Source organism: Rubellimicrobium mesophilum DSM 19309, assembly GCF_000600335.2.
GTDB classification, from domain to species: Bacteria; Pseudomonadota; Alphaproteobacteria; order Rhodobacterales; family Rhodobacteraceae; genus Rubellimicrobium; species Rubellimicrobium mesophilum.
Genome location: NZ_KK088543.1, coordinates 53184 through 75662 on the forward strand (window position 1 = coordinate 53184; position 22479 = coordinate 75662).

A 22479-nucleotide genomic window follows, 5' to 3' on the forward strand; every position below is an offset into this window, starting at 1 on the left:
GACGTCAAAATTCTTCGGTGAAGAATTTTGGCGCGGCGAGGGCGCGCGCATCAGCCGGGCCGCCGGATGTCGAGCACGCCATCGGCGCGGCCGGTGACGGTGAAGCCGCGCGGGACGATGACCGTCGTCTCGGCCTCGGTGACGGCGAGGGGGCCGTCGGCCATCGTGCCGTCCGTGAGGCGTTCTCGCGGGATGGACTGGCCGTCGGCCCAGGCACCGGCGACGGGGTCGAAGAGGCGGCGGGGCGTGCCCTCGGCCCTGTCGCTCGCGGTCGCGTCGGGCGTCGGCTGGGCGGCGGCGAGGGGCGTGGAGGCGTTGACGGCCCAGACGGTGATCTCGATGGGGAGGCCCTCGACGGCGCGGCCGAAGAGGGCGGCGTAGTCCTGCGTGAAGCGGTCGCGCAGGGCCTCCGTCGTGGGATTCGCGGTCAGGTCGGCGTCGAGCGCCACCGGGATCTCCCAGCCCTGGCCCTTGTAGCGCATGAAGAGCTTGGCGTCGGTGAGGATCGTGGCGTGTGCGTCGCAGGAGCGGACGAAGGCGGAGGCTTCCTCGGCGAGGTCCGACAGGATCGACTTGGCCGTCGCGCCGTCGAAGGCGTCGAGGCGCATGTAGACGGAGCGGGTGGCCTCGAAGGCGTAGGGGGCGCGGAGGAAGCCGATGGCGGAGCCGACCCCGGCGCCCGGGGGCACGAGGAGGCGGGTGATGCCGAGCTTCTCGCAGAGTCGCCCGGCGTGGAGGGGCGCGGCGCCGCCGAAGGCGATCATGGTGTAGTCGGCGAGGTCCTCGCCGTTCTCGACGGCATGGACGCGGGCGGCGTTGGCCATGTTCTCGTCCACCACCTCGGAGACGCCGAAGGCGGATTGGACGGGGTCCATGCCGAGGCGGTCGCCCACCTCGGCGCGGAGGGCGGCCTCGGAGCGGTCGGGGTGGAGGGGGATGGTGCCGCCCGCGAAGTTGTCGGGGTCGAGGCGGCCGAGGACGAGGTCGGCGTCGGAGACGGCGGGGCGCAGGCCGCCGCGCCCGTAGGCGGCGGGGCCGGGCTCGGAGCCGGCGCTCTCGGGGCCGACGCGGATCTGGCGCATGGAGTCGACGTGCGCGAGGGAGCCGCCGCCCGCGCCGATCTCCACCATGTCGATGACGGGGATGCTGATGGGCATCCCGGAGCCCTTCTTGAAGCGGTAGCTTCGCGCGACCTCGAAGACGCGGGCGGTCTTGGGGGTGAAGTCGCGGATCAGGCAGATCTTGGCGGTGGTGCCGCCCATGTCGAAGCTCAGGACCTTGTCGAGGCCATGGCGGCGGGCCACGTCGGCGGCGAAGATCGCGCCCCCGGCGGGGCCGGATTCGACGAGGCGGACCGGGTATTGCGCCGCCGTCTCGATGGAGACGATGCCGCCGCCGGAGTGCATCAGGAAGATGGGGCAGGTGGCGCCCTCATCGGCCAGCCGGGACGCGAGGCGGCCAAGGTAGCTCTCCATCATCGGCTTGACGTAGGCGTTGGCGCAGGTGGTGTTGAAGCGCTCGTATTCCCGCATCTGGGGGGAGACGTCGCTCGACAGGGACACGCTGAGGTTCGGGAGCTTCTCGGCCAGCACCTCGCGCACGAGGCGCTCATGGTCGGGGCGGAGGTAGCTGTGGAGGAAGCCCACGGCCACGGAATCGAAGCCCTGGAGCTTCTCGGCCAGAGCCTCGATGTCGGCGCGGTCGAGCGGGTGGAGGACGTTGCCGCCGGCGTCCACGCGCTCCTTCAGGGTGAAGCGGTGGTCGCGGGGGATCAGCGGCTCGGGCAGGACGAGGTTGAGGTCGTACTGCTCGAAGCGGCTTTCGGTCCGCATCTCGATCACGTCGCGGAAGCCCTCGGTGGTGATGAGGGCGGTGCGGGCGCCGCGACGCTCGATGAGGGCGTTGGTGGCGAGCGTGGTGCCGTGGATGATCCTGGTGAGGACGGAGGGCGAAAGGCCCGCCTTGCGGCAGACCTGGCGCATCCCGTCGAGGATCGCGTCCTCGGGCGCGGCGTAGGTCGTGAGGACCTTGGTGGAGAAGAGACGCCCGCCCGTTTCGAGCACAACGTCCGTGAAGGTGCCGCCGATATCGACGCCGAGATTTGCGCTATCCGTCATGGTGGCGCGGACGCTAGCCGCGCGCCCGGGGGAAGTGAACCCCCCGGGGCGGCACGGACGTCAGGTCGCCGAGGCCATGCCGGGCTGGCGGGAGGAGCCGGGCTCGCCCAGCGCCTCGGGGGCGACGGCGACGGGGGCCTTGGACTGCAGGTAGACGAAGCCGTGGGCGGGGAGGCGCACGGAGGTCCCCTTCACCTCGGCCTGGGAGGGGCCGACGGGCAGCGCTTCGGCCGAGAGGGTGAGGCGCAGGGGCCGTTCGCTCAGGTTGAAGAGGCAGGTCAGGTGCTGGTCGCCATGGCTGCGCCGGAGGCCGAGGATCGGCTCGGGGAGGTCGAGGAAGTCGGTGGTGCCGAGGCGGAGCGCCTCGTGGGACTTCCGGAAGGCGAGCGAGGAGCGGTAGGCATGGAGGACGCTGTCGTTCCTCGCCTCCTGCAGGTCCACGGCGCGGGCGGCCTGGGGCTCCTTGACGGGGAGCCAGGGGAGGCCGGTCGAGAAGCCGGCGTTGGTCTGGTCGTGCTCCCAGACCATGGGCGTGCGGGCGCCGTCGCGGCCCTTGATCTCGGGCCAGAAGGCGACGTAGCCGAGGTCGCGGAGCTCGTGGAACTCGATGTCGGTCTCGAGCTGGCCCAGCTCCTCGCCCTGGTAGAGGCCGAGCGTGCCGGGGAAGCTCGTCAGGAGGGCGATGCTCTGCCTGGCCACGGCATCCACGTCGCCGCCGGGCTTGGTCCAGCGCGTCGCGTGGCGCGTCACGTCGTGGTTCGAGAAGCTCCAGCAGGGCCAGCCGTTCGGGGCGCGTTCCAGGAAGCGCGAGATGCGCGAGCGGAAGTGCTCGGCCGTGTGGTCGTGGCTCAGGAACTCGAAGGAATAGGCCATGTGCAGCTTGTCGCCGCCCGATGTGTATTCGGCCATGATGTCGATCTGGCGCGCGGCCTCGCCGACCTCGCCCACCATCATGATGTCCTTGTACTGGTCGGTGAGCCGGCGCATCCGCTGGAGCACCGCGATGTTCTGCGGGCGGGTCTTGGAGAAGCGGTGGTCCTGCGCCTCGTAGGGGTTCGCGGGGAACTCGATCCAGTCGGAGGGCGGGTTGTCGCGGAGCTGGCGGTCGTGAACGAAGAAGTTGACGGTGTCGAGGCGGAAGCCGTCCACGCCGCGGTCGAGCCAGAACTTCATCGAATCGAGGAGCGCGTCCACGACCTCCTCGTTGTGGAAGTTGAGGTCGGGCTGCTCGGTCAGGAAGTTGTGGAGGTAGTATTGCCGGCGGCGGGCCTCGAAGTGCCAGGCGGAGCCGCCGAAGACCGAGAGCCAGTTGTTGGGCGGCGTGCCGTAGGCCTTGGGATCGGCCCAGACATACCAGTCGGCCCGGGGGTTCACGCGGTCCTGGCGGGATTCCTTGAACCAGGGGTGCTGGTCCGAGGTGTGCGAGAGGACCTGGTCGATGATGACCTTGAGGCCGAGCCTATGCGCCTCGGCCACCAGGGCGTCGAAGTCCTCCAGCGTCCCGAAGAGCGGGTTCACGGCCGTGTAGTCCGACACGTCGTAACCCATGTCGCGGTCGGGCGAGGCGAAGAACGGGGAGAGCCAGATGGCGTCCACGCCGAGGCTCGCCACATGGGGGAGGCGCCGGGTGATGCCGGGCAGGTCGCCCACCCCGTCGCCGTTCGAATCCTGGAACGACCGGGGATAGACCTGATAGATCACCGCGTCTCGCCACCATTCACGCATCTGCTTCACCCCCGCCATGCTGCATCGCGGCGCCATATCGTGCTTCGCGGCCGGCGGCTAGGTGATTAACGCGGCGTAAGTCAGTGGACGGCGGCAGGCCGCTCCGACGATGCGAGAGCCGAGCGGAGCGCGAGGCCCGCCATCTGCGCGAGGTGGACGAGGGCGGGGGCGAGGTCGGGGCGCACCATGCAGCAGGCCAGCATCAGCGCGTCCTCGCGCTCGCCCTCGGTGGCGGTCTGGACGAGCTGCGCGAAGGCGGCCTCGTCGGCGCCGAGGCAGGGACAGCCGCCGCCATGGCGCATGAGCGGGCGGCGGCAGGAGGCGAGGCAATGGCGGCAGAGCGCGTCGAAGGCCCGCGCGGCGCGCTCGCCCCGGTCCTCGCCCAGGGCCCAGCCGAGATCCTCGGCCAGCGCCTCGGCGCCGCCGTCGCACCAGCGCCGCAGCGCGCGGACGGAGAGGCCTTCGAGCGGCGGCAGGGTGTCAAGGTGCCCGACCGGGGCGCTGCCCTGGAGATGCGCGCTGCTCATTTGGTGAGGATCAGCTTGCCCGCGCGGGTGATGCGCAGGGTGTAGGCCTGTCCGTCGAGCACGATCCGCGCCAGCCCCGTGGGGCCTGTGAGGTCGCGGGCGTCGTGGGTCGGGGTCGGGAGGACAGAGGGCGGCAGGGGCGGGACGAGGGAGATCGGGACCATCGAGAAGCCTCGGATACGGGGACGGGCGATGGCTTTCCCGGGTGGCCGGGATGGCTAAAGAGGATAGTTGAGTAAAATAGTCAGGATGTCAAGCCGGGGTGGGGCGGCCTTGTCGTCCTAGCTGGCGTCCTGCTTGCGCCAGAGCCCCGCGAACCAGTCCGGCGTGATCTCGCGGAGGGTCATGGCCTCCTCGTCGAACGCGGCGGGGTCGAAGGGCTGGTCGATGAGGTTCTCGCATTCCTCGCGGGTGGCCATGCGGTAGTCGGTCCAGCCGACGGCGAAGTGCTCGACCATGCGGGTGACGTTGCCGTCCTCGGAGACCTCGTAGGCCATCCAGACCGGCTCGTCGGGGAGGTCGTGGGTCCAGGCCGCGTGGTAGTATTTCAAGGTCTCATCCCTTCAGCATCCTCAGCCCCTGCGTCACGTCCGTCCTGACCGCGAGGCGCAGCCCGGGCTCGTCCCCCGCCTTGAGCGCGGCGAGGATCAGGCGGTGGTTCCGGGGCGGCTCGGTGCGCTGGAGGCGGCCGTAGAGCGCCCGCATCGTGGGGCCGAGCTGGAGCCAGACCGTCTCGCAGAGCTGGAGGATCGCGGGGGACTGGGCGCGGAGGTAGAGCGTGCGGTGGAACTCGAGGTTGGTTCGGATGTAGCCGATGGCGTCGTGGCGGGCGACCATGCGGCTCACCCCCTCGTTGATCGCCTCCAGGCGGTCGATCAGCGCGAAGTGGGCGCGGGGGAGGGCGCGGGAGGCGAGCTCGGGCTCCAGCATGGCGCGGAGGGTGGCGAGCTCCTCGATCCGCTCGTTCGACAGCGCCGGCGTGGAGATGCGGCCGGAGAGGGAGAGGGTCAGCGCCCCCTCGGCGGCGAGGCGCTGCACGGCCTCGCGCGCGGGGGTCATGGAGACGCCGAACTCCTTGCCGATGCCGCGCAGGGTGAGGGCGGCGCCGGGGGCGACCTCGCCGTGCATGATGCGGGCGCGCAGGGCGCGGTAGACGCGGTCATGGGCGCGGGCGCCCGAATCGGGGGACTTGTCGGGGAGCGGGCGGGGCTCGGCGGTCATGGGGCCGTTGTGGGCGCGGGGGCCCGGCGCGTCAATTCAGCCGCAGCCGATGGAGGCCCGCCCCCTCGGCCCGGAGCCAGTCGCGCGGACCCTCGTGGCCGGGGCAGAGCCGTTCCACCACGGCCCAGAAGGCCGGGGAATGGTTCATCTCGGCGAGGTGCCCGACCTCGTGGGCGACGACGTAGTCGAGGACGGGCGGCGGCGCGAGGACGAGGCGCCAGGAGAACATCAGGTCGCCGTCCGAGGTGCAGGAGCCCCAGCGCGAGCGGGTGTCGCGCAGCGTGAGCTTGCGGTAGCGCCGGCCCAGCGCGGCCGCATGGCGGTCGCAGGCCGCGGCGAGGCGATCCCGCGCGGCGGCCCGGAGGAAGCCCGCGAGGCGACCCGAAAGGCCGTCGGCCCGGCCCGGCATGAGGAGGCGGTCGCCCTCCAGCCGGAGGCCGCCCTCGGTCCGGCACAGCAGGACCTCGCGCCCCTCGAAGGGGATGGCGCGGCCGAAGGCGGGGACGATGGCCACCGGCGCCCGCGACAGATGGCCGCGCAGCCAGCCCTCCCTCTCGCGCAGGAAGGCGAGGCCGTCGCCGAGGCGGGCGCGGAGCGGGAGGGTGAGGGTGACGCGGCCATCGGTGCCGGAGATGCGCAGGCTGAGCCGCCGGGCCCGCGCGGAGCGGCGCAGGGACACGGCCACGGGCGGATCGCCCGGTAGGATATGGTCCATGCGTCCCCTCCGCGGACCCAAAGGCTTTGACAGGCGTTCCCCACTGTGGCAGGGGACCCCGATGCGCTGCAGCGCAGAGCCTACGTGGCCCGACCCTGCGTGACAACCGGAGAATTACCCATGCCCAAGGAAGAATGGGGCAAGAAGCGGGTCTGCCCGACGACGGGCAAGCGCTTCTATGACCTGAACCGCACCCCCATCGTGAGCCCCTACACCGGCCAGGTCGTCAACATCGACGTGGGCCGTTCGCGCACCATGGTGGCGGACGCCGAGGATGCCCAGACCAAGCGCCTGAAGATCGGGGACGAGGACGACCTGCTGCTCGACGACGACGACGCGGTCGTCGAGGACGACGCGGACCTCGGGGACGAGGTCCTGGAGGACGACGAGGACGAGGAGGTCTCCTTCGAGGACCTCGGCGACGTCGCCGGCGACGACGAGTGAAAAGTTCCGGCGGGGCGCCCCTGGTGGCGCCCCGCCGACCCTTGCCCGGCCTTGCCGCCGGGTCGGGGGAGGGAGGGCGAAATCAGCCCTTGCGCTCCCCTCCGGCGCCCACTAGAGAGCGTCGCGTCGAGGCCACCCAAGCCCGACACCACGGTTAGGGGCCATAGCTCAGCTGGGAGAGCGCTTGCATGGCATGCAAGAGGTCAGGAGTTCGATCCTCCTTGGCTCCACCAAATCTACTCCAGGATCAAGTTCGACCCGGTTGACGCGCCTGCCGTAAGGGGCGACCCGGAGGCGCCTGCCGCGCCTCGACCCGGGCCGTCGTGACGTCCAGGGCCATGGGAGTCGCGGGACGAGGGCTGGTCCCCGGTGTCCGGGCCTCGGTCGGGCTGCCGGAGGTGCGGGGCCCCGGGGTGGGCCGTCGCCGTCGTCCTGGGACCCGGGCGCGCACGGACCGAAGTCCGGGGTGCCTACCGGCCCCCCTTGGCGTCCCCGGTCCCGGTTTGTTAACCCATGATAAGTCGCGAACGGGACGAATCGGATGGACCTGCTGATTTACGATCCGCCCTTGCCCGAGCTGCCGCTGCTGCGCGGCCTGCGCGTGGCCGCCGGTGAGGCTCCCGCTCCCCGCTTCGACTGGGCCGGCTACGTGATCCGCCTCGCCAAGGCCGTGGCCGAGCGCGAGGGCGACCGCCCCGCCGCCTAGCGTCCGAAGGGCGACAGCCCCCGCGTCGCCTCGCTGAGCTCCAAGCCGCCCAGAAGCGGGGGCGCCGCGCGGCTGGGGCAGTTCGGACGCTCGCAGAGCCGGCAGTTCACGCCGATGCCGGTGGGGCGCATCTCCCTGAGCCCCCGCGCGTAGACGAGGTGCGAGGCCCAGCGCTCCTCGCAGCCCAGGCCGACCGCGAAGGCGGCCTCGGGCTCGCCCCAGGGCGTCGCGATCCGGCGCACCATGCGGGCGATCGAGAACCACCGCTTGCCGTCCGGCATCTCGATGAGCTGGGTCAGCACCCGCCCCGGATGGCGGAAGGCGTCGTGGAGGTTCCATCGCGGGCAGGTCCCCCCGAAGCGCGAGAAGGGAAATGCGCCCGAGGAGAAGCGCTTGGACACGTTCCCGGCGTTGTCCACGCGGACCATGAAGAACGGGATGCCCCGCGCCGAGGGGCGGGACAGGGTCGTCAGCCGGTGGGCGACCTGCTCCCAGCTCGCGCCGAAGCGGGAGCCCAGCATCTCCACGTCGTAGCCCAGTTCCTGCGCCGCACCCAGGAAGCGGCCATAGGGCATCATCAGCGCCGCCGCGAAGCTGTTGGCCAGCGTGATCCGGCCGAGCTTTCCGGCCTGCGGGTCGGTGAGCCCCGAGCCGTCGAGGAGCCCGCCGATGACCCCGCCCGCCTCGAGGAGGCCGAGCTGGTAGGCGGCCTGGAAGGTGCGGCCGGGGGGCTCCAGAAGCTCCGAGATCATCAGCTTGCGCCGGTGGCGGTCGTAGTGGCGCAGGGTCACCCCCATGTCCTTGTGCGCCATGACCTGCACCCGGATCCCGTGCCGGGCCCGCAGCCGCAGGGTCAGGGCGTGAAGGAGGTCGCCCTCGACCTGCCCCAGTTCGGCGCTCAGCGCCTCCGCCAGGTCCTCCAGCGCCGGGAAGTGGTTGTCGTGCTCCTGCAGGAAGGTCCGCACCCGCTCCACCGCGTCGGCGCCGCCGGGGAGGGGGCCGCCGCGCTCGGCCTCGGACTGCGCGCCTGCCACGCCAGAGCCGAGCTCCGCCGCCCCGGCATAGGCGGCGTGGAGGCGCTTGAGGGCCGCGACCAGCGCCGGCGCCTGGTCGAGCGCCGCGCGGATCTCGGAGCGGGGGACCTGGAGGGGCGCGAGGAGGGGGTCGGCCAGCACCTCCTCCAGCTCGGCGGCGCCCTGGCCATCCTCGGACCCGGCGAAGTCGCGGGCGTCGATGGCGTAGGTCTCCGACAGGCGGATCAGGAGCTGCGCGGTCAGCGGGCGCTGGTTGCGCTCCACGAGGTTCAGGTAGCTGACCGAAATGCCGAGCTCGGCGGCCATGGCGCTCTGCGAGAGGCCCAGCGTGGAGCGGAGCCGGCGGAGCTGCGGTCCGGCCATGATCTTGCGGCGGGCGTCGAGGTCCATGCCGGGCTCCTGTCAAAGCAGAGACAGCTTTACAGATGACAGGTTGTGGAATTTTGACAAGTCATCCTTTGGGCGAGGCTGTCCGTCTTGCTCGGACGCTGCACTGCCGCATCATGGTCCCCAACAGCAACGCCATCCGGGACCGCCCACATGACCGACCTCACCTTCCAGGACCTCGTCCCGCACGCCCCCGAAGGGCGCTTCGACGGGATCAACCGACCCTACGCGCCGCAGGACGTCGCCAAGCTTCGCGGCTCGCTCACCGTCCAGCACACGCTGGCCGAGCGGGGCGCGAACCGCCTGTGGAAGGACCTGCACGAGCAGCCCTTCCTGAACGCGCTGGGCGCCGTCACCGGCAACCAGGCGATGCAGCAGGTCCGCGCGGGGCTGAGGGCCATCTACCTCTCGGGCTGGCAGGTGGCGGCCGACGCCAACACGGCGGGCGCGATGTATCCCGACCAGTCGCTCTACCCGGCGAACGCCGCGCCGGAGCTGTGCCGCCGGATCAACCGGACGCTGCGCCGCGCCGACGAGATCGAGGCCAGCGAGGGCAACGTCACCCGCGACTGGTACGTCCCCATCGTCGCCGACGCCGAGGCCGGGTTCGGCGGGCCGCTGAACAGCTTCGAGATCATGAAGGCCTTCATCGAGGCGGGCGCGGCGGGCGTCCACTTCGAGGACCAGCTCGCGAGCGAGAAGAAGTGCGGCCACCTGGGCGGCAAGGTCCTGATCCCCACGGCGGCGCACGAGCGGAACCTCGTGGCCGCGCGCCTCGCGGCGGATGTGATGGGGGTGCCCACGATCACCGTGGCGCGGACGGACGCGGAGAGCGCCCAGCTCATCACCTCGGACGTGGACGAGCGGGACCATCCGTTCATCGACCGCGAGAACCGCACGCCCGAGGGCTTCTTCCGGCTGAAGCCCGGCACCGGCCTCGACCACTGCATCGCGCGGGGCCTCGCCTATGCCGAGATCGCGGACCTGCTGTGGTGGGAGACCTCGCACCCCGACCTCGACGACGCGCGGAAGTTCGCGGAGGCGGTGCACAGGAAGTATCCGGGCAAGCTCCTGGCCTACAACTGCTCGCCCTCGTTCAACTGGAAGGCCAAGCTCGACGACGAGACCATCAAGAAGTTCCAGCGCGAGCTGGGCGCCATGGGCTACAAGTTCCAGTTCGTGACGCTGGCGGGCTTCCACTCGCTGAACCTGTCGATGTTCGAGCTCGCCGACGGCTACCGCGACCGGGGCATGGACGCCTACTCGGAGCTCCAGCAGCGCGAGTTCGCGGCGACCAAGCAAGGCTTCACCGCCGTGCGGCACCAGCGCGAGGTCGGGACCGGCTACTTCGACCTCGTGTCCACCACCATCACCCAGGGCAAGTCCTCCACGACCGCCATGGGCGAATCCACCGAAACCGCCCAGTTCACCCACGCCTGAGGAGAAGACCCATGTTCGACATGACCTCCCATACCCTCGAAGGCTCGCTCGCCCTCACCGACCGGCAGATGGACGCCATCGAATCCGTGGCCGAGCAGATCGAGCGCCTGAGCGACGTCATCCGCGCGGCGGTGGACTCGGGCCTCTCGGTCGAGCTGCACCGCTCGGCGCGCTACCACTCGGGCCAGGGCTGCTGGGGCGATGTCATGCGGCCGGTGATCGTCAAGTGCGGGTCCGCCGGCCTGCGGATGCCGCAGGTGAGCAGCAGCTCCTGAGGCGCCGGGCCGGCGCCGGCGCCGGACGGATGAGGGATCGGGGAGCCTCCGGGCTCCCCGTCGCGTCGGAGGTCAGTCCTCGCCGGCGCCGCCCGAGTCGGCCTCGTTGGCGGGCTCGGCGTTGAGGTGCTCGTAATGCGCGCCGCCGATGCGGTCGAAGAGGCCGAGCTGGGTCTCGAGGAAGTCGGTGTGACCCTCCTCGTCGGCCAGGAGCTCCTCGAAGAGCTTCTTGGAGACGTAGTCGCCCACCTTGTCGCAATAGGCGTAGGCCTCGCGGTAGAGCGTCACGGCGTCCCGCTCGGCCGCCAGATCCGCCTCCAGGGTCTCGCGGGCGTTCTGGCCGATGCGGAGGGGGTCGAGCTTCTGGAGGTTCGGGTGCCCTTCCAGGAAGATGATGCGCGCGATCAGCCGGTCGGCGTGGTGCATCTCCTCGATGCTCTCCTCGCGGCTCTTCTTCGCCAGATGCCCGAGGCCCCAGTCCTCCTGCAGCCGGTAGTGCAGCCAGTACTGGCTGACGGCGGTGAGCTCGCTCCGGAGGGCCCGGTTGAGATAGTCGATGACTTGCGGGTCGCCCTTCATGCCCTGTCCTTCAGTTGCGCGCGCAGGATCGGAACGCCTGCTGGCACCTGAAGGTTAGGATTGCCTTCCATGGTGGCAAGGAAGTGGGGGAGGCAGCCGCCGCAATCGGGCCGCTTGCCCAGCGCGCGGTAGACCTTGCCCGGGGTGATGATCGTCTCGCCGTCCGCGGCGCGCATCCAGTCGATGGCGGCGTGGATGTCGCGGTCCGAGATGCCGTTGCAGTGGCAGACCATCATGGCGGGGTTCCCCCTTTGGCGCGATGGGCCATGCCTGACTGTTTCTCTCGGGCTGTTCAAGGCGGGAGAGCCCCACCTGTGGCGATCCGCCACAGTCCCTTGCCGGCTTGACGTCGGGGCTGGACCGCCCGTTGCCCGCCGGGGTCGCGCATGGTTGGGTCCGGACCATGTCGCGCGACGCCCGCCCTTGGATCCTCTCGCTCGTCGTCGTGGCGCTGAGCGCCGCCTGGCTGCTGCTCGACGGGCGGCAGGCGTGGCCGTCGTCGGGGCACGTCCAGCTCTGGTACGACGACCCCTGGGGGCCGGAGGGGTCGCAGCACCTCCTCGACTGGTATTCGCCGAGCCACGTCATCCATGGGCTGCTGTTCTTCGGCGTCCTGTGGCTGGTGGCGCGGCGACTGGCGCTCGGCTGGCGGTTCCTGATCGCGGTGGTCGTGGAATGCGCCTGGGAGCTGACCGAGAACTCGGACGCGGTGATCGAGCGGTACCGCAACGCGACGGTGTCCAAGGACTACCTGGGCGATTCCGTGCTGAACTCGGTCATGGACGTGGGGTGCATGGCGGTCGGCTTCTGGCTGGCGCGGAGGCTGCCGGTCTGGGCCTCGGTCCTGCTGGCCCTGGCCTTCGAGGCCTTCACGACCTGGATGATCCGCGACGGGCTCGCACTCAACGTGCTCATGCTGCTCTGGCCGGTGGAGGCCGTGCGCGCGTGGCAGGCCGGGGTGGCGGGCTAGGTCGTCTCGCCTTCCGGGCGTGCCCTAGCGGGCGCCTCCTCGCGGCGGGCTCCCGTGGCGCGCATGTCTCTGCCAGGGGCCGGGTGGCTCGCAGATTCCACTTGACCCACGCCTCCTCCGACCTGCAAATTGGTCAGACCAATTCGGCGTCCGAAGCCGAAGGCCCCGTGGGAGGAGATATGTGCCGCTGCTGGCGGAGGATGGGCGCGTGAGCGCGCGCTGGGGGCTGAGGAGGCCGACCGAGGGCGACATCCGCGCGGGCGGGTTCTCGACGCCCTGGGACGCGCCGACGATCCCGCCGTTTCCGTTCCGCTTCCGCAACGCGGAGATCCTGACGCTGTACTGGCGCACGGACCCGGAGGCGATGGCCTTCCTGCTGCCCCCGCCGCTGGAGCCGGTGGGCGACGTGGCCTGCGTCCACATCTACAAGATGAACGATACCGACTGGCTCGGGCCCTATGGCGAGGCCAACGTGATGGTGGGGGCACGGCTCGGCGACCGGATGGGCGCCTACTCGCCGTATCTCGCGCTGTCCTCGGACGTGGGAGTCGCGCATGGGCGGGAGGTGCATGGGCAGCCGAAGAAGCTCGCGAACCTCTCGCTGGACTATCGCGGCGACCTCGTGGTCGGGCGGATCGAGCGGAACGGGATCGACGTGCTGACCGGGACCATGGCCTACAAGCAGCGGGCGGTGTCGCCGGACGCGCTGAAGCCGCATTTCGACTTCGCCACGAACCTGAACCTCAAGGCGGTGGACCACATCGACGGGCGGCCTGCGATCCGGCAGCTCACCTCGCGCAGGTTGTCCGAGGTCGTGGTCCACGAGGCCTGGGGCGGACCCTGCACCGTGGAGCTGCGGCCCAACGCGCAGCTTCCCGTCTTCCGCCTGCCGGTGGTGGAGCCCCTGGAGGGCTTCCTCTGGCGCGCGGACTTCACCCTCGTCCCCGGCGAGATCATCCACGACTATCTTACGGTGTCCCCATGAGCCGCGTCGTCGTCACCGACCGCACCTTCCCGAGCCTCGACCAGGAGGAACGCGCCGCCCGCGAGGCCGGCGCGGAGTTCGAGGCCTTCCAGGCCAAGACCGCCGAGGAGGTGGCCGAGGCCGTGCGGGGCGCGGACGTGGCGCTCGTGCAGTTCTCGCCGTTCACGGAGGCCGCCGCAAAAGGAATGGCGCCGGGCGGGACGGTGATCCGCTACGGCGTGGGCTACGACAACATCGACATGGCGGCGGCTCGGGCGGCGGGGCTGAAGGTCGGCTACGTGCCGGACTACTGCGCGGACGAGGTGGCGGACCACACGGCGGCGATGGCGCTGGCCATGCTGCGGAAGCTGCCGCAGGCCGACGCCTCGGTGCGGGCCGGAGAGTGGGCGGCGGTGAAGGTGTCGCGGCCGCTCAAGCCATTCGGGGAGACGGTGTTCGGGTTCTTCGGGCTGGGGCAGATCGGGCGGGCGGTGCTGCAGCGCCTCAAGGGGTTCGGGTTCAGGTTCGCGGCGTCGGACCCGGGGCTGTCGGCCCAGGACGCCGAGGCGCTGGGGGTGACGCTGATGGACGCCGAGACGCTGCTGCGCGAGGCGGACGTGATCTCGCTCCACGCGCCGGCGACGGCTCAGACGCGGGGGTTCTTCAACGCCCAGCGGCTGCGGTGGATGAAGCCCAATGCGATCCTCGTCAACTCGGCACGGGGGTTCCTGATCGAGGAGGCCGACCTCGCGCAGGCGCTGAAGGAGGGCGTGATCGGCGGCGCGGCGCTGGACGTGTTCGTGACCGAGCCGCTGCCGAAGGATTCGCCGCTCAGGGACGCGCCCAACTGCCTGCTGACGCCGCACGCCGCCTGGTATTCGGAGGCTGCCATCGGGCGGCTGCAGGGGCTCGTGGCCGAGGACGTGACGCGGGCGCTGCGGGGCGAGGGGCCACGGAAGCCGGTGCCCGACTGACAGGGATACCGTTCGAGGGGAGGGGAGGGACTCCCCCGAGGCGGATGGAATGGAACCCTCCGGGAGGAAAGATGATGCTGAAGACCCTGGGCCTTGCGGCCCTTCTCGCCTCCTGCGCGACGCTGGCGCTCGCGCAGGCCAAGACGCTGGAGCCCGGCCAGGATTCGGGGGGCATGATCCTGCTGCCGAAGTTCCTCGGCATCCTGGTCTTCGACCAGGCCCACGAGGGCGCGCAGGAAGCCCACGACGAGCTTCAGGATGCGGGCGAGCTGCAGTTCCTGGGGCCGACGCCCGAGAACTCGGTGGCCGGGCAGATCGAGATCATGACGACGGCGGCCACGCAGGGCGTCGGCGCGGTGATGATCTCGAACAACGCGGGCGACCAGATCGCCCCGGCGGCGCAGGCCGCGCAGGAGGCGGGCGTCAAGGTCGTGTCCTGGGACAGCCCGATCCCCGGCGCCGAGGGCGAGAGCGTCTTCGTGGCCCAGGTGGACTTCGAGGAGACGGGCCGCGTCATGGCCGACATGGCCTATGACATCATGGGCGGCGAGGGGCAGTTCGCCATCCTTTCCGCCTCGCCGGACGCCGCGAACCAGAACGCCTGGATCGAGTCGCTCAACAACGTGCTGTCCTCGGACGAGAAGTACTCGAAGCTGGAGCTGGTCGACACCGTCTACGGGAACGATCAGTCGGAGGAGAGCTACAACCGGGCGCTGGCGCTGGTCGACTCGCATCCCGACCTGAAGCTCATCATGGCGCCGACCACCGTGGGCATCCAGGCGGCGGCCAAGGCGATGCAGGACGAGGGCCTCTGCGAGCAGATCAAGGTCTCGGGCCTCGGGCTTCCGGCGGAGATGGTGTCCTACACGATGAACGGCTGCGCGCCGCAGTTCGCGCTGTGGGACTTCCGGGACCTGGGCTACCTGACCACCTACGTGGCCTACGGCCTCGCGACCGGGCAACTGACCGGCGAGGTGGGCGAGCAGTTCACGGCGGGTCGGATGGGCGACTACACCATCGAGGCCGATCCCGGCCGCGAGGGCGCCAAGCGCGTCCTGATGGGACCCTTCACCGTCTACAACAGCGAGAACGTCGAGGCCGCCGCCAAATAAGGCGCCTCGATCGGGCGGCCCCCGTCTCCCGGGGCCGCCCCTCTTCTGGAGTTCCCCCCATGGCCGCCCCCGTCCTTGCCCTGCGCGACGTGTCCAAGAGCTTCGGCGCGACCCAGGCGCTGTCCGGCATGACGCTGGAGCTCTACCCCGGCGAGGTCCACGCCGTGGTGGGCGAGAACGGCGCCGGCAAGAGCACCATGATCAAGACCATGACCGGGGTCCACGTGCCCACGACGGGGGTCGTGGAGATCGACGGGCAGCCGGTGGCGCTGTCGGGGCCGCGCGAGGCGCGGGCCAAGGGGATCAGCGCGATCTACCAGGAGCCGATGGTGTTCCCGGACCTCGACGTGGCGGAGAACATCTTCATCAGCGCGACCGACTTGGGGCTGGTGCAGCGCAAGGGCATCCTGCGCGACCGCGCGCGGGAGCTGATCGCGCGGATCGGGATGCGGGCCTCCGACCCCCGGACCCGGGTGGCCTCGGGGCTGACGCTGGCGGAGCAGCAGGCGGTGGAGATCGCGCGGGCGCTGAGCCAGGACGTGCGGGTGCTCATCATGGACGAGCCGACGGCGTCGCTCTCGGCGCACGAGGCGGGGGAGTTGCGGCGCATCGCGCGGGGCCTCGCGGCGGAAGGGGTCGCGGTCGTCTACATCTCGCATCGCCTCGAGGAGATCTTCGAGGTGGCGCACCGGGTGACGGTGATCCGCGACGGCAAGCACATCTCCACGCGGCCCATCGCGGAGGTCACGCCCCAGCGCATGATCGCCGAGATGGTGGGGCGCGAGGTCGGCAACTACTTCCGCAAGGACGCGAGCCACGCGACGCCCGAGGTGGTGCTGCGGGTCGAGGACCTTGGCGTCGAGGACGTGTTCGAGGGGGTCTCCTTCGAGGTCCGCCGGGGGGAGGTGCTCTGCCTCGCCGGGCTGATCGGGGCGCGGCGGACGGACGTGGGGCTTGCGCTCTTCGGGGTGCATCCGGCGACATCCGGGACGATCCATTGGCGCGGCAGGGACGTGCGGATCGGGAGCCCCCGCGAGGCGATGGGGCTCGGGATCGCCTATGTATCCGAGGACCGGCGGAAGCTGGGGCTCGCCATGCCGATGTCGATCCGGTCGAACATGACGCTGGCGACCTTGGGGAAGGTGCTCACATCGTGGGGGCTGCTCAAGGAACGGGCCGAGCGGCGGGTGACGGAGGAATACCGGCGCAGGCTCAACATCCGCATGGCGGACGCGGACACGGCGGTGGGGAAGCTGTCGGGCGGGAACCAGCAGAAGGTGATGCTGGCGAAGTGGCTGGAGACGAACCCGGAGCTCCTCATCTTCGACGAGCCCACGCGGGGGATCGACGTGGGCGCCAAGGCCGAGGTGCACGAGCTGATCCGCGACTTCGTGCGGCAGGGGGGCGCAGCGGTCGTGATCTCCTCGGACCTGCCGGAGGTGCTGGCGCTGGGGGACCGCATCCTCGTGATGCGCGAGGGGCGGCAGATGGGGGTCCTCCGCCATGAGGAGGCGTCGCAGGAGGCGGTGATGGCGCTCGCGACGGGGCAGGGGAGTCTGGCGGCATGACGCGGCTTTCGCCCGGAACCTTGCGCATCCTTGCGCTGCTCGCGGTGCTGGTGCTGGTCGCGGGCTTCTTCGCGACGCAGATCGACAGCTACCTGTCGGCGCGGTTCTTCAACCGGATCTCGTCCTCAGTCGCCATCGTGGCGCTGATCGCGACGGGGCAGACGCTGGTGATCCTGACGCGGAACATCGACCTGTCGCTCGGGTCCGTGGTGGGCTTCGTGGCCTATGCGACGGGCGCCATCGTGTCGGCCTTCCCAGAGGTGAACCCGGTGGTGCTGGCAGTCGCCGCGCTGGGGATCGGGGCGGGGTTCGGGGTCGTGAACGGGCTCCTGGTGGCCTATGCGGGGATTCCGTCGATCATCGTGACGCTGGCCAGCATGGCGATCTTCCGGTCGAGCCTCGTGGAGTTCTCGGGGGCGCAGAGCATCACCACCGAGGATCTGCCGCAGTGGCTGGTGGACTTCCCGAACCTCCAGCTCTTCACGGTCGGGGGCGTGCAGTTCCGGGCGGCCTTCGTGGCGGCGGCGGTGGTCGTGGTGATGGTGCACCTGGCGCTGGCGCGGTTGCGGCCGGCGCGGGCGCTCTATGCGGTGGGCTCGAACCCGGATGCGGCGGAGATGGCGGGGATCGACTCGCGACGGACGGTGCTGGCGGCCTTCGTGGCGGCGGGGCGCTGGCGGGGCTCGCGGGACTCTTCTTCCTCGCGCGGTTCGGGAACATCACCGTGGTCGCGGGGCTGGGCTTCGAGCTGAAATCCATCGCGGCGGCGGTGCTGGGGGGCGTCAGCATCAACGGCGGCTCGGGCAGCGTCATCGGCGCGCTGATCGGGGCGGTGCTGGTGGACCTGATCCAGAACTCGCTCGTGCGGTGGGAGCTGGTCTCCGAGTTCTGGCAGGAGGCGGTGCTGGGCTTCCTGATCCTGGCGGCGGTCTCGGCGGACGCGCTGCTCATGCGGCGGCTGAACCGGCTTCGCATCCGGCGCGAGAAGGCGGCGGCGCCCGTCGCCAAGGAGGCCACGCCATGAGGCGGTTCTGGACGCTCGGGCCCTGGGAGACGTTCCTGCTGGTCGTCCTCGCGCTGGTCTACGCGGCGAATGCCTGGCTCAGCCCGGAGTTCCTGACTCTCCGCAACCAGGTCAACCTGTTCCAGCTCTCCATCGAGAAGATCATCGTCGCGCTGGTGATGACCTTCGTCATCATCAACGCCGAGATCGACCTGTCGGTGGGCTCGATGATGGGGCTGTCGGCCTGCGCCTTCGCCGCCATGGTGGGCCAGGCGGGGATGCCGGCGCCGCTGGCCTGCGCGCTCTGCCTGCTGATCGGCCTCGCGGGAGGGTTCGTGAACGGGGTCTTCGTGGCGCGGGTCGGGCTGCCGTCGCTGGTGGTGACGCTGTCGACCTACATCGGCTACCGGGGCGTGGCGCGGGTGCTGCTGGAGGACCGGAGCATCGGGAACTTCCCCGACTGGTTCAACGCGCTGGGGCAGAGGGGGCTGGTCGGGCCGCTGACGCTGGGGCTGCTGTCGTTCATCCTGCTCTTCATGGTCCTTTACGTGGTGCTGGAGCGGGCGGGGTTCGGGCGGAAGACCTACGTCATCGGGGTGAGCCGGGACGTGGCGGATTACGCGGGGATCGACACGGCGCGGCACAAGATCCTGATCTTCATGGCCTCGGGGCTCGTCGCGGCCTATGCGGGGCTGCTGTTCGCCGCCCGGGTGGGGGCCGTGCGGGGCGACGTGGGACAGGGGTTCGAGCTCGACATCATCACCATGGTGCTGCTGGGGGGCGTCAGCATCTTCGGCGGGTCCGGGACGCTGACGGGCGTGGGCCTCGCCATCCTGATCGTGCTGAGCCTGCGGAACGGGATGGCGCTGCTGAACGTCACCGGGCACATCCAGACGGGGGTGGTGGGGCTCCTGCTCCTCGCCTCGGTGCTGGTGCCGCGCCTGGGCGCGCGGCTCTCGGGGAGGACGGTCGCGTGAAGCTGCCGGTGCTCGACCCGATCCAGAGGGAGTCGGTGGCCGAGCAGGTGGCCCGGCGCATCCTGGACCTCGTCGTCGCGCGGCACCTGCGGCCGGGGGACCAGTTGCCCCCGGAGCGGGACCTCGCGGAATCGCTGGGGGTGTCGCGGCCGTCCGTGCGGGAGGCGATCAAGGGGCTGGCGATCCTGGGCGTGGTGCGGTCGCGGCAGGGGGGTGGGCACGTCGTTTCGGCGCTGGACGCCGAGGCGCTGCTGGGGCCGATCCGGTTCTTCGTGTCGCTAGAGCCTTCGAACATCCGGGCGCTGTATGACGCGCGGTCGCTGATCGAGAGCGACGTGGCGCGGCGGGCTGCGGTGAACATGAGCGACGTGGCGCTTGACGGGCTGGAGGCGATCCTGGACGGGCAGGCCGGGACGCTGACCGATCCGACGGCGTTCCGCGCCTCGGATTATGCCTTTCACGAGGCGATCTGGGAGGGCTGCGGGAACCCCTACCTCCAGCGCATCGGCGAGAGCCTGAACGTGCTCGGCCTGGAGGTGCGGAAGCGCGCCTCGGAGACGCCGGGGGTGCTGGAGCGGAGCCTGCGGGATCATCGGGAGCTGCTGGCCGCGCTGCGGGCAGGGGACCCGGAGGCGGCGGCGCGGGCGGCGGCGGCGCATATGCGGAACGTCTACCGGTCGACGGTGGGGGAGGAGGACGAATGACGGCACGGATCGGGGTGGTGGGCATCGGCTGGTGGGCGGTGGTCATGCACATCCCCACGCTGCAGGGATGCCGGGATGCCGAGGTCGTGGCGATCTGCGACCTCGACGAGGAGAAGCTGCGGGTGGCGGGGGACCGCTTCGGGATCGCGGCACGGTATCGGGACCTCGACCGGATGCTCGCGCAGGAGCGCCTCGACGGGCTGGTGGTGGCGACGCCGCACGTGGCCCATGCCGGGCCGGCGGTCGCGGGGCTGGAGGCGGGGTGCCACGTGCTCGTCGAGAAGCCGATGGCGACCTCGGTGCAGGACGCGCGGGCCATCGCGCAGGCGGCGGAGCGGGCGGGGCGCGAGGTGATGGTGCCGACGGGGCTCAACTTCACCAGGTTCTCGGCCAAGGCGGCGGAGTGGGTGCGGGGCGGGCGGATCGGCCAGCTCCGGCACGTGGTGGCGCAGATGGGGTCGCCGCTCGACGACCTGATGGCCGGGAAGCCGATGGCGGAGACGGCGGATCACCTGTTCCGGCCGCCGCCCTCGACCTGGGCCGATCCCAAGCGGGCGGGCGGCTATGGCTGGGGGCAGATGAGCCATGCGCTGGCCTGGGTGGCCTATGTCACCGACACCGGGATCGAGCAGCTCGGGTGCCTCGACGTGAAGTCGCCCTCGGGGGTGGACTACTACGACGCGGCGATGGGGCGGCTGTCGGGCGGGGCCACGCTGGCGCTGTCGGGGGCCTCGACGGTGCCGAAGCACGTGGGGATGCACACGGACGTGCGGCTCTACGGGACCGAGGGGATGGTCAGCTTCTCGAACCTGCCGGCGCGGCTGGAGTTGCGGCGGCACGACGGGGCGGACGAGGCGATGCCGCTGACGGACTTCGAGGGGCTCTATGACGGGTCGCTGCCGGTGAAGGCCTTCGCGCGGCTCTGCGCGGGGGAGGAGGTCGAGAACGCCTCCAACGCGCGGAACGGGCTGCGGGTGACGGCGGCGCTGGATGCGATGTATCGGGCGGCGGCCTCGGGCAAGGTCGAGGCGACGGGGGTGTCGTGATGCGGCTGTCGGTCACGTCGTGGAGCTTTCCGGGGCTGACCCTGGAGGAGGTGGCGGGGCTGGCGAAGGTCCTGGGCATCCCGAGCATCGACGTGGGGCTGTTCTACCGCTCGGCGCTGGACAAGGCCGAGGTGCTGGCGGACCCGACAGGGGCGGCGGAGAGGCTGAGGGGCCTCGGGGTCGGGGTCGCCAACTACTATCATCTGTTCGGGGACGGCTTGGCGGACCGGAACCTTGCGCTCCCGGGGGCGGTGGAGGCGAACGCGCGGGACCTTGAGAAGGTGCTGGCCTTCGCGGAGGCCGCCGGGATCGGGACGGTGTTCGTGCTGCCGGGGATCGTGAACCCGGGGCAGTCGCGGGAGGAGGCAGGCCGCGCCTCGGCGGAGAGCCTGAGGGTGCTCTTGGACGTGCCGGGGGCGCGGGAGCGGGTCTGCGTGGAGCCGCACGTGCATAGTTGGGCGGAGAGCCCGGAGCCGGTGCGGCGGCTGGTGGAGGCGACGGGCGTGCGGCTCGCGCTCGACTACGCGCATTTCGTCTGCCTGGGGTTCCGGCAGGAGGAGGTGGACCCGCTCGCGCCCCATGCGGCGCACGTGCATCTGCGGCAGGCGCGGCCGGGGGTGCTGCAGGCGAAGTTCGGGCAGGGGGTGATCAACTTCCCGGCGCTGTTCGGGACCCTGCGGGATGTGGGGTATGCGGGGGCGCTGGCCCTGGAGGCGGTGCACCAGGACTACATGGGGACGCTCTTCGACGACGTCCTGACCGAGACGGTCGCGCTGCGCGACGCGTTCAACGACTGGAACAGGGGGGCGTGATGCCGGGATATGCGTGGGTGCTGGAGGTCCGGCCGGGCTACGAGGAGGAATACAGGAAGCGCCACGACGAGATCTGGCCGGAGATGACCGAGGCGCTGCGGAAGGCCGGGTTCCGCAACTACAACATCTTCCGGCACGGGCTCACGCTCTTCGGCTACTTCGAGTGCGACGATCTGCCGGCGCTGCAGAGGGCCATCGCGGCGGACCCGGTGAACACCCGCTGGGGCGAGTGGATGGGACCGATCATGAAGGTCGAGGCCGATCCGGCGACGGGGTTCCCCTACCTGCTGCCGAAGCAGTTCCATATGGACTAGGGGCCGGGCGTCCCCAGCGTGGCGGGCCCCTTTCCATAGTGTGACCCCCGCGTGGCCTCCGGCGTCTCCAGGCTTGCGGGTTCAGGGCGCGCGAGCGGGAGGGCCGGTCCGCCGGGGTGTCCGGCGTGCGGGGTCCTGGGGACATCGGCCGCCCTCCGCGTGGGCAGGTCGGGGCGGCGGTCCATGTTGTGCCGGCTCTCGGGTCTCATCGCCTCGGGCCAGGGGCCGCGGGCGACGGGCCGGCGTGGTGCTAGTTCATCGGTCCTCTCCTTGTCCGCCCCCCTGCCGCCGCTGTCCGTCCTCAGGCCCTTGCCGTGTCGGATCTCGGAGCGGCGCGGCTCCGGGGCTCTCCCGCGTGTCCGACCCGTCCCCTCCGCGCCCGAAGGCGGTCACACGAGGGGCCGGGGTCTGCGCCCCTCCTGCACCCGAGGTGCCCTCGACGGGCGGGGGTGGTCCGGGGAGGGGCGGAGGCGAAGCGGGGCCTTGGGCGGGAGAGTGGCGCAAAGGGGTTAACGAGAGGTGAACGGGGCGTTCGGTGGGGGTGGGGGGACGCAACACCCCGCAGCTACAAAGCTGATCCGGCGGGGAAATCCGCTCGGCGGGGGTGTTGCGTCGCCCTCGTCGGGAGCGTGCTTGCACGCACCGCTTGCCGCTCCGAATCAGGGCCGTCCTGCGCCGCCGGCGCGGTGCGTGCGAGCACGCACCTGCGGCGAGAGACCCCCGGGGACCGCTTGAATGGAGCCCTCGTGTGGTGTGCTGAAGCGCACCCTACGGCGGTCAGGGCAGGATGCCGCGCCAGAGTGGCTCGTGACTGCCTTCGCGGTTGGGCATCCCTGGCTTGGTCAGGCAGCCCTTGGGCCCGACG

At 71.0% G+C, this 22479-nt stretch carries 26 protein-coding genes and 1 tRNA gene; 17 read left to right on the top strand and 10 right to left on the bottom strand.

Features of this window, described 5'->3' with window-relative positions; translation table 11 throughout:
- Positions 1–50: 50 nt before the first annotated feature.
- The 7 genes from RUMESO_RS02565 to RUMESO_RS02590 all read right to left on the bottom strand — a co-directional run bounded on the left by RUMESO_RS02565 (position 51) and on the right by RUMESO_RS02590 (position 6305).
- Positions 51–2117, bottom strand: coding sequence for a hydantoinase/oxoprolinase family protein (locus RUMESO_RS02565; RefSeq protein WP_037277872.1), 2067 nt, complete (start codon positions 2115–2117; stop codon positions 51–53).
- A 60-nt stretch (positions 2118–2177) separates the two neighbouring features.
- The gene (locus tag RUMESO_RS02570; RefSeq protein ID WP_051520951.1) at positions 2178–3842 is read right to left on the bottom strand and encodes an alpha-amylase family glycosyl hydrolase; all 1665 of its coding nucleotides are present in this window, start codon (positions 3840–3842) and stop codon (positions 2178–2180) included.
- Between the two features lie 80 nt (positions 3843–3922).
- On the bottom strand, positions 3923–4369 hold the full coding sequence (locus RUMESO_RS02575) for a hypothetical protein (protein WP_037277873.1): 447 nt from the start codon (positions 4367–4369) through the stop codon (positions 3923–3925).
- Positions 4366–4533 carry a hemin uptake protein HemP gene (gene hemP / locus RUMESO_RS23790; RefSeq protein ID WP_082483308.1) on the bottom strand — a complete coding sequence of 56 codons (168 nt, stop codon included), beginning with the start codon at positions 4531–4533 and terminating at the stop codon, positions 4366–4368. The genes RUMESO_RS02575 and hemP overlap by 4 nt, the downstream gene beginning before the upstream one ends.
- A gap of 117 nt (positions 4534–4650) precedes the next feature.
- Positions 4651–4920, bottom strand: coding sequence for a DUF6881 domain-containing protein (locus tag RUMESO_RS02580; RefSeq protein WP_037277874.1), 270 nt, complete (start codon positions 4918–4920; stop codon positions 4651–4653).
- 4 nt (positions 4921–4924) lie between these two features.
- Positions 4925–5590, bottom strand: coding sequence for a GntR family transcriptional regulator (locus tag RUMESO_RS02585; RefSeq protein WP_037277875.1), 666 nt, complete (start codon positions 5588–5590; stop codon positions 4925–4927).
- 31 nt (positions 5591–5621) lie between these two features.
- Positions 5622–6305, bottom strand: a complete 684-nt coding sequence (locus tag RUMESO_RS02590; RefSeq protein ID WP_037277877.1) for a M48 family metallopeptidase — start codon at positions 6303–6305, stop codon at positions 5622–5624.
- A 120-nt stretch (positions 6306–6425) separates the two neighbouring features.
- On the opposite strand from RUMESO_RS02590, the gene RUMESO_RS02595 reads away from it, so the two are divergent.
- The 3 genes from RUMESO_RS02595 (at position 6426) to RUMESO_RS24875 (ending at position 7455) form a co-directional block, all read left to right on the top strand.
- Complete coding sequence (locus tag RUMESO_RS02595) at positions 6426–6749, top strand: TIGR02300 family protein (RefSeq protein ID WP_037277878.1); 324 nt, start codon at positions 6426–6428, stop codon at positions 6747–6749.
- Between the two features lie 157 nt (positions 6750–6906).
- A tRNA-Ala gene (locus tag RUMESO_RS02600) sits at positions 6907–6982 on the top strand.
- Positions 6983–7290: 308 nt separating this feature from the next.
- Entirely contained in the window at positions 7291–7455 is a 165-nt protein-coding gene (locus tag RUMESO_RS24875; protein ID WP_156362635.1) for a hypothetical protein, read from the top strand.
- On the opposite strand, the gene RUMESO_RS02605 is transcribed toward RUMESO_RS24875, so the two are convergent.
- Positions 7452–8879: a helix-turn-helix domain-containing protein gene (locus RUMESO_RS02605; protein ID WP_037277879.1), complete on the bottom strand. Its 1428-nt coding sequence runs from the start codon at positions 8877–8879 to the stop codon at positions 7452–7454. The genes RUMESO_RS24875 and RUMESO_RS02605 overlap by 4 nt on opposite strands.
- 150 nt (positions 8880–9029) lie before the next feature.
- On the opposite strand from RUMESO_RS02605, the gene aceA reads away from it, so the two are divergent.
- Entirely contained in the window at positions 9030–10316 is a 1287-nt protein-coding gene (aceA, locus tag RUMESO_RS02610; protein ID WP_037277880.1) for an isocitrate lyase, read from the top strand.
- Positions 10317–10327: 11 nt separating this feature from the next.
- Positions 10328–10591, top strand: coding sequence for a hypothetical protein (locus RUMESO_RS02615; RefSeq protein ID WP_051520945.1), 264 nt, complete (start codon positions 10328–10330; stop codon positions 10589–10591).
- A gap of 72 nt (positions 10592–10663) precedes the next feature.
- On the opposite strand, the gene bfr is transcribed toward RUMESO_RS02615, so the two are convergent.
- Positions 10664–11170: a bacterioferritin gene (gene bfr / locus RUMESO_RS02620; protein ID WP_037277881.1), complete on the bottom strand. Its 507-nt coding sequence runs from the start codon at positions 11168–11170 to the stop codon at positions 10664–10666.
- Positions 11167–11406 (bottom strand): (2Fe-2S)-binding protein, encoded by a 240-nt coding sequence (locus tag RUMESO_RS02625; RefSeq protein WP_037277883.1) that lies wholly within the window; start codon positions 11404–11406, stop codon positions 11167–11169. Before RUMESO_RS02625 ends, bfr begins: the two co-directional genes overlap by 4 nt.
- A gap of 167 nt (positions 11407–11573) precedes the next feature.
- Here RUMESO_RS02625 and RUMESO_RS02630 point away from each other — a divergent pair, with 167 nt between their 5' ends.
- The 12 genes from RUMESO_RS02630 to RUMESO_RS02680 all read left to right on the top strand — a co-directional run bounded on the left by RUMESO_RS02630 (position 11574) and on the right by RUMESO_RS02680 (position 21614).
- Positions 11574–12140 carry a DUF2585 family protein gene (locus RUMESO_RS02630; protein WP_037277938.1) on the top strand — a complete coding sequence of 189 codons (567 nt, stop codon included), beginning with the start codon at positions 11574–11576 and terminating at the stop codon, positions 12138–12140.
- Positions 12141–12348: 208 nt separating this feature from the next.
- Positions 12349–13125: an acetoacetate decarboxylase family protein gene (locus RUMESO_RS02635; RefSeq protein ID WP_156362637.1), complete on the top strand. Its 777-nt coding sequence runs from the start codon at positions 12349–12351 to the stop codon at positions 13123–13125.
- Entirely contained in the window at positions 13122–14078 is a 957-nt protein-coding gene (locus RUMESO_RS02640; RefSeq protein ID WP_037277884.1) for a C-terminal binding protein, read from the top strand. The genes RUMESO_RS02635 and RUMESO_RS02640 overlap by 4 nt, the downstream gene beginning before the upstream one ends.
- Before the next feature lie 71 nt (positions 14079–14149).
- The gene (locus tag RUMESO_RS02645; RefSeq protein ID WP_037277885.1) at positions 14150–15190 is read left to right on the top strand and encodes a rhamnose ABC transporter substrate-binding protein; all 1041 of its coding nucleotides are present in this window, start codon (positions 14150–14152) and stop codon (positions 15188–15190) included.
- A gap of 59 nt (positions 15191–15249) precedes the next feature.
- Positions 15250–16758, top strand: coding sequence for a sugar ABC transporter ATP-binding protein (locus tag RUMESO_RS02650; protein WP_037277887.1), 1509 nt, complete (start codon positions 15250–15252; stop codon positions 16756–16758).
- Positions 16755–17510 carry an ABC transporter permease gene (locus RUMESO_RS02655; protein WP_211262756.1) on the top strand — a complete coding sequence of 252 codons (756 nt, stop codon included), beginning with the start codon at positions 16755–16757 and terminating at the stop codon, positions 17508–17510. The genes RUMESO_RS02650 and RUMESO_RS02655 overlap by 4 nt, the downstream gene beginning before the upstream one ends.
- Complete coding sequence (locus RUMESO_RS26040; RefSeq protein WP_211262762.1) at positions 17483–17782, top strand: ABC transporter permease subunit; 300 nt, start codon at positions 17483–17485, stop codon at positions 17780–17782. The genes RUMESO_RS02655 and RUMESO_RS26040 overlap by 28 nt, the downstream gene beginning before the upstream one ends.
- Positions 17779–18738, top strand: a complete 960-nt coding sequence (locus RUMESO_RS02660; protein WP_037277889.1) for an ABC transporter permease — start codon at positions 17779–17781, stop codon at positions 18736–18738. The genes RUMESO_RS26040 and RUMESO_RS02660 overlap by 4 nt, the downstream gene beginning before the upstream one ends.
- Positions 18735–19442 carry a FadR/GntR family transcriptional regulator gene (locus RUMESO_RS02665; RefSeq protein WP_051520946.1) on the top strand — a complete coding sequence of 236 codons (708 nt, stop codon included), beginning with the start codon at positions 18735–18737 and terminating at the stop codon, positions 19440–19442. Before RUMESO_RS02660 ends, RUMESO_RS02665 begins: the two co-directional genes overlap by 4 nt.
- Positions 19439–20488 (top strand): Gfo/Idh/MocA family protein, encoded by a 1050-nt coding sequence (locus RUMESO_RS02670; protein ID WP_037277890.1) that lies wholly within the window; start codon positions 19439–19441, stop codon positions 20486–20488. Before RUMESO_RS02665 ends, RUMESO_RS02670 begins: the two co-directional genes overlap by 4 nt.
- Positions 20488–21300, top strand: a complete 813-nt coding sequence (locus RUMESO_RS02675) for a sugar phosphate isomerase/epimerase family protein (protein ID WP_037277892.1) — start codon at positions 20488–20490, stop codon at positions 21298–21300. Before RUMESO_RS02670 ends, RUMESO_RS02675 begins: the two co-directional genes overlap by 1 nt.
- Entirely contained in the window at positions 21300–21614 is a 315-nt protein-coding gene (locus RUMESO_RS02680) for an L-rhamnose mutarotase (RefSeq protein WP_037277893.1), read from the top strand. The genes RUMESO_RS02675 and RUMESO_RS02680 overlap by 1 nt, the downstream gene beginning before the upstream one ends.
- Positions 21615–22479 lie beyond the last annotated feature (865 nt).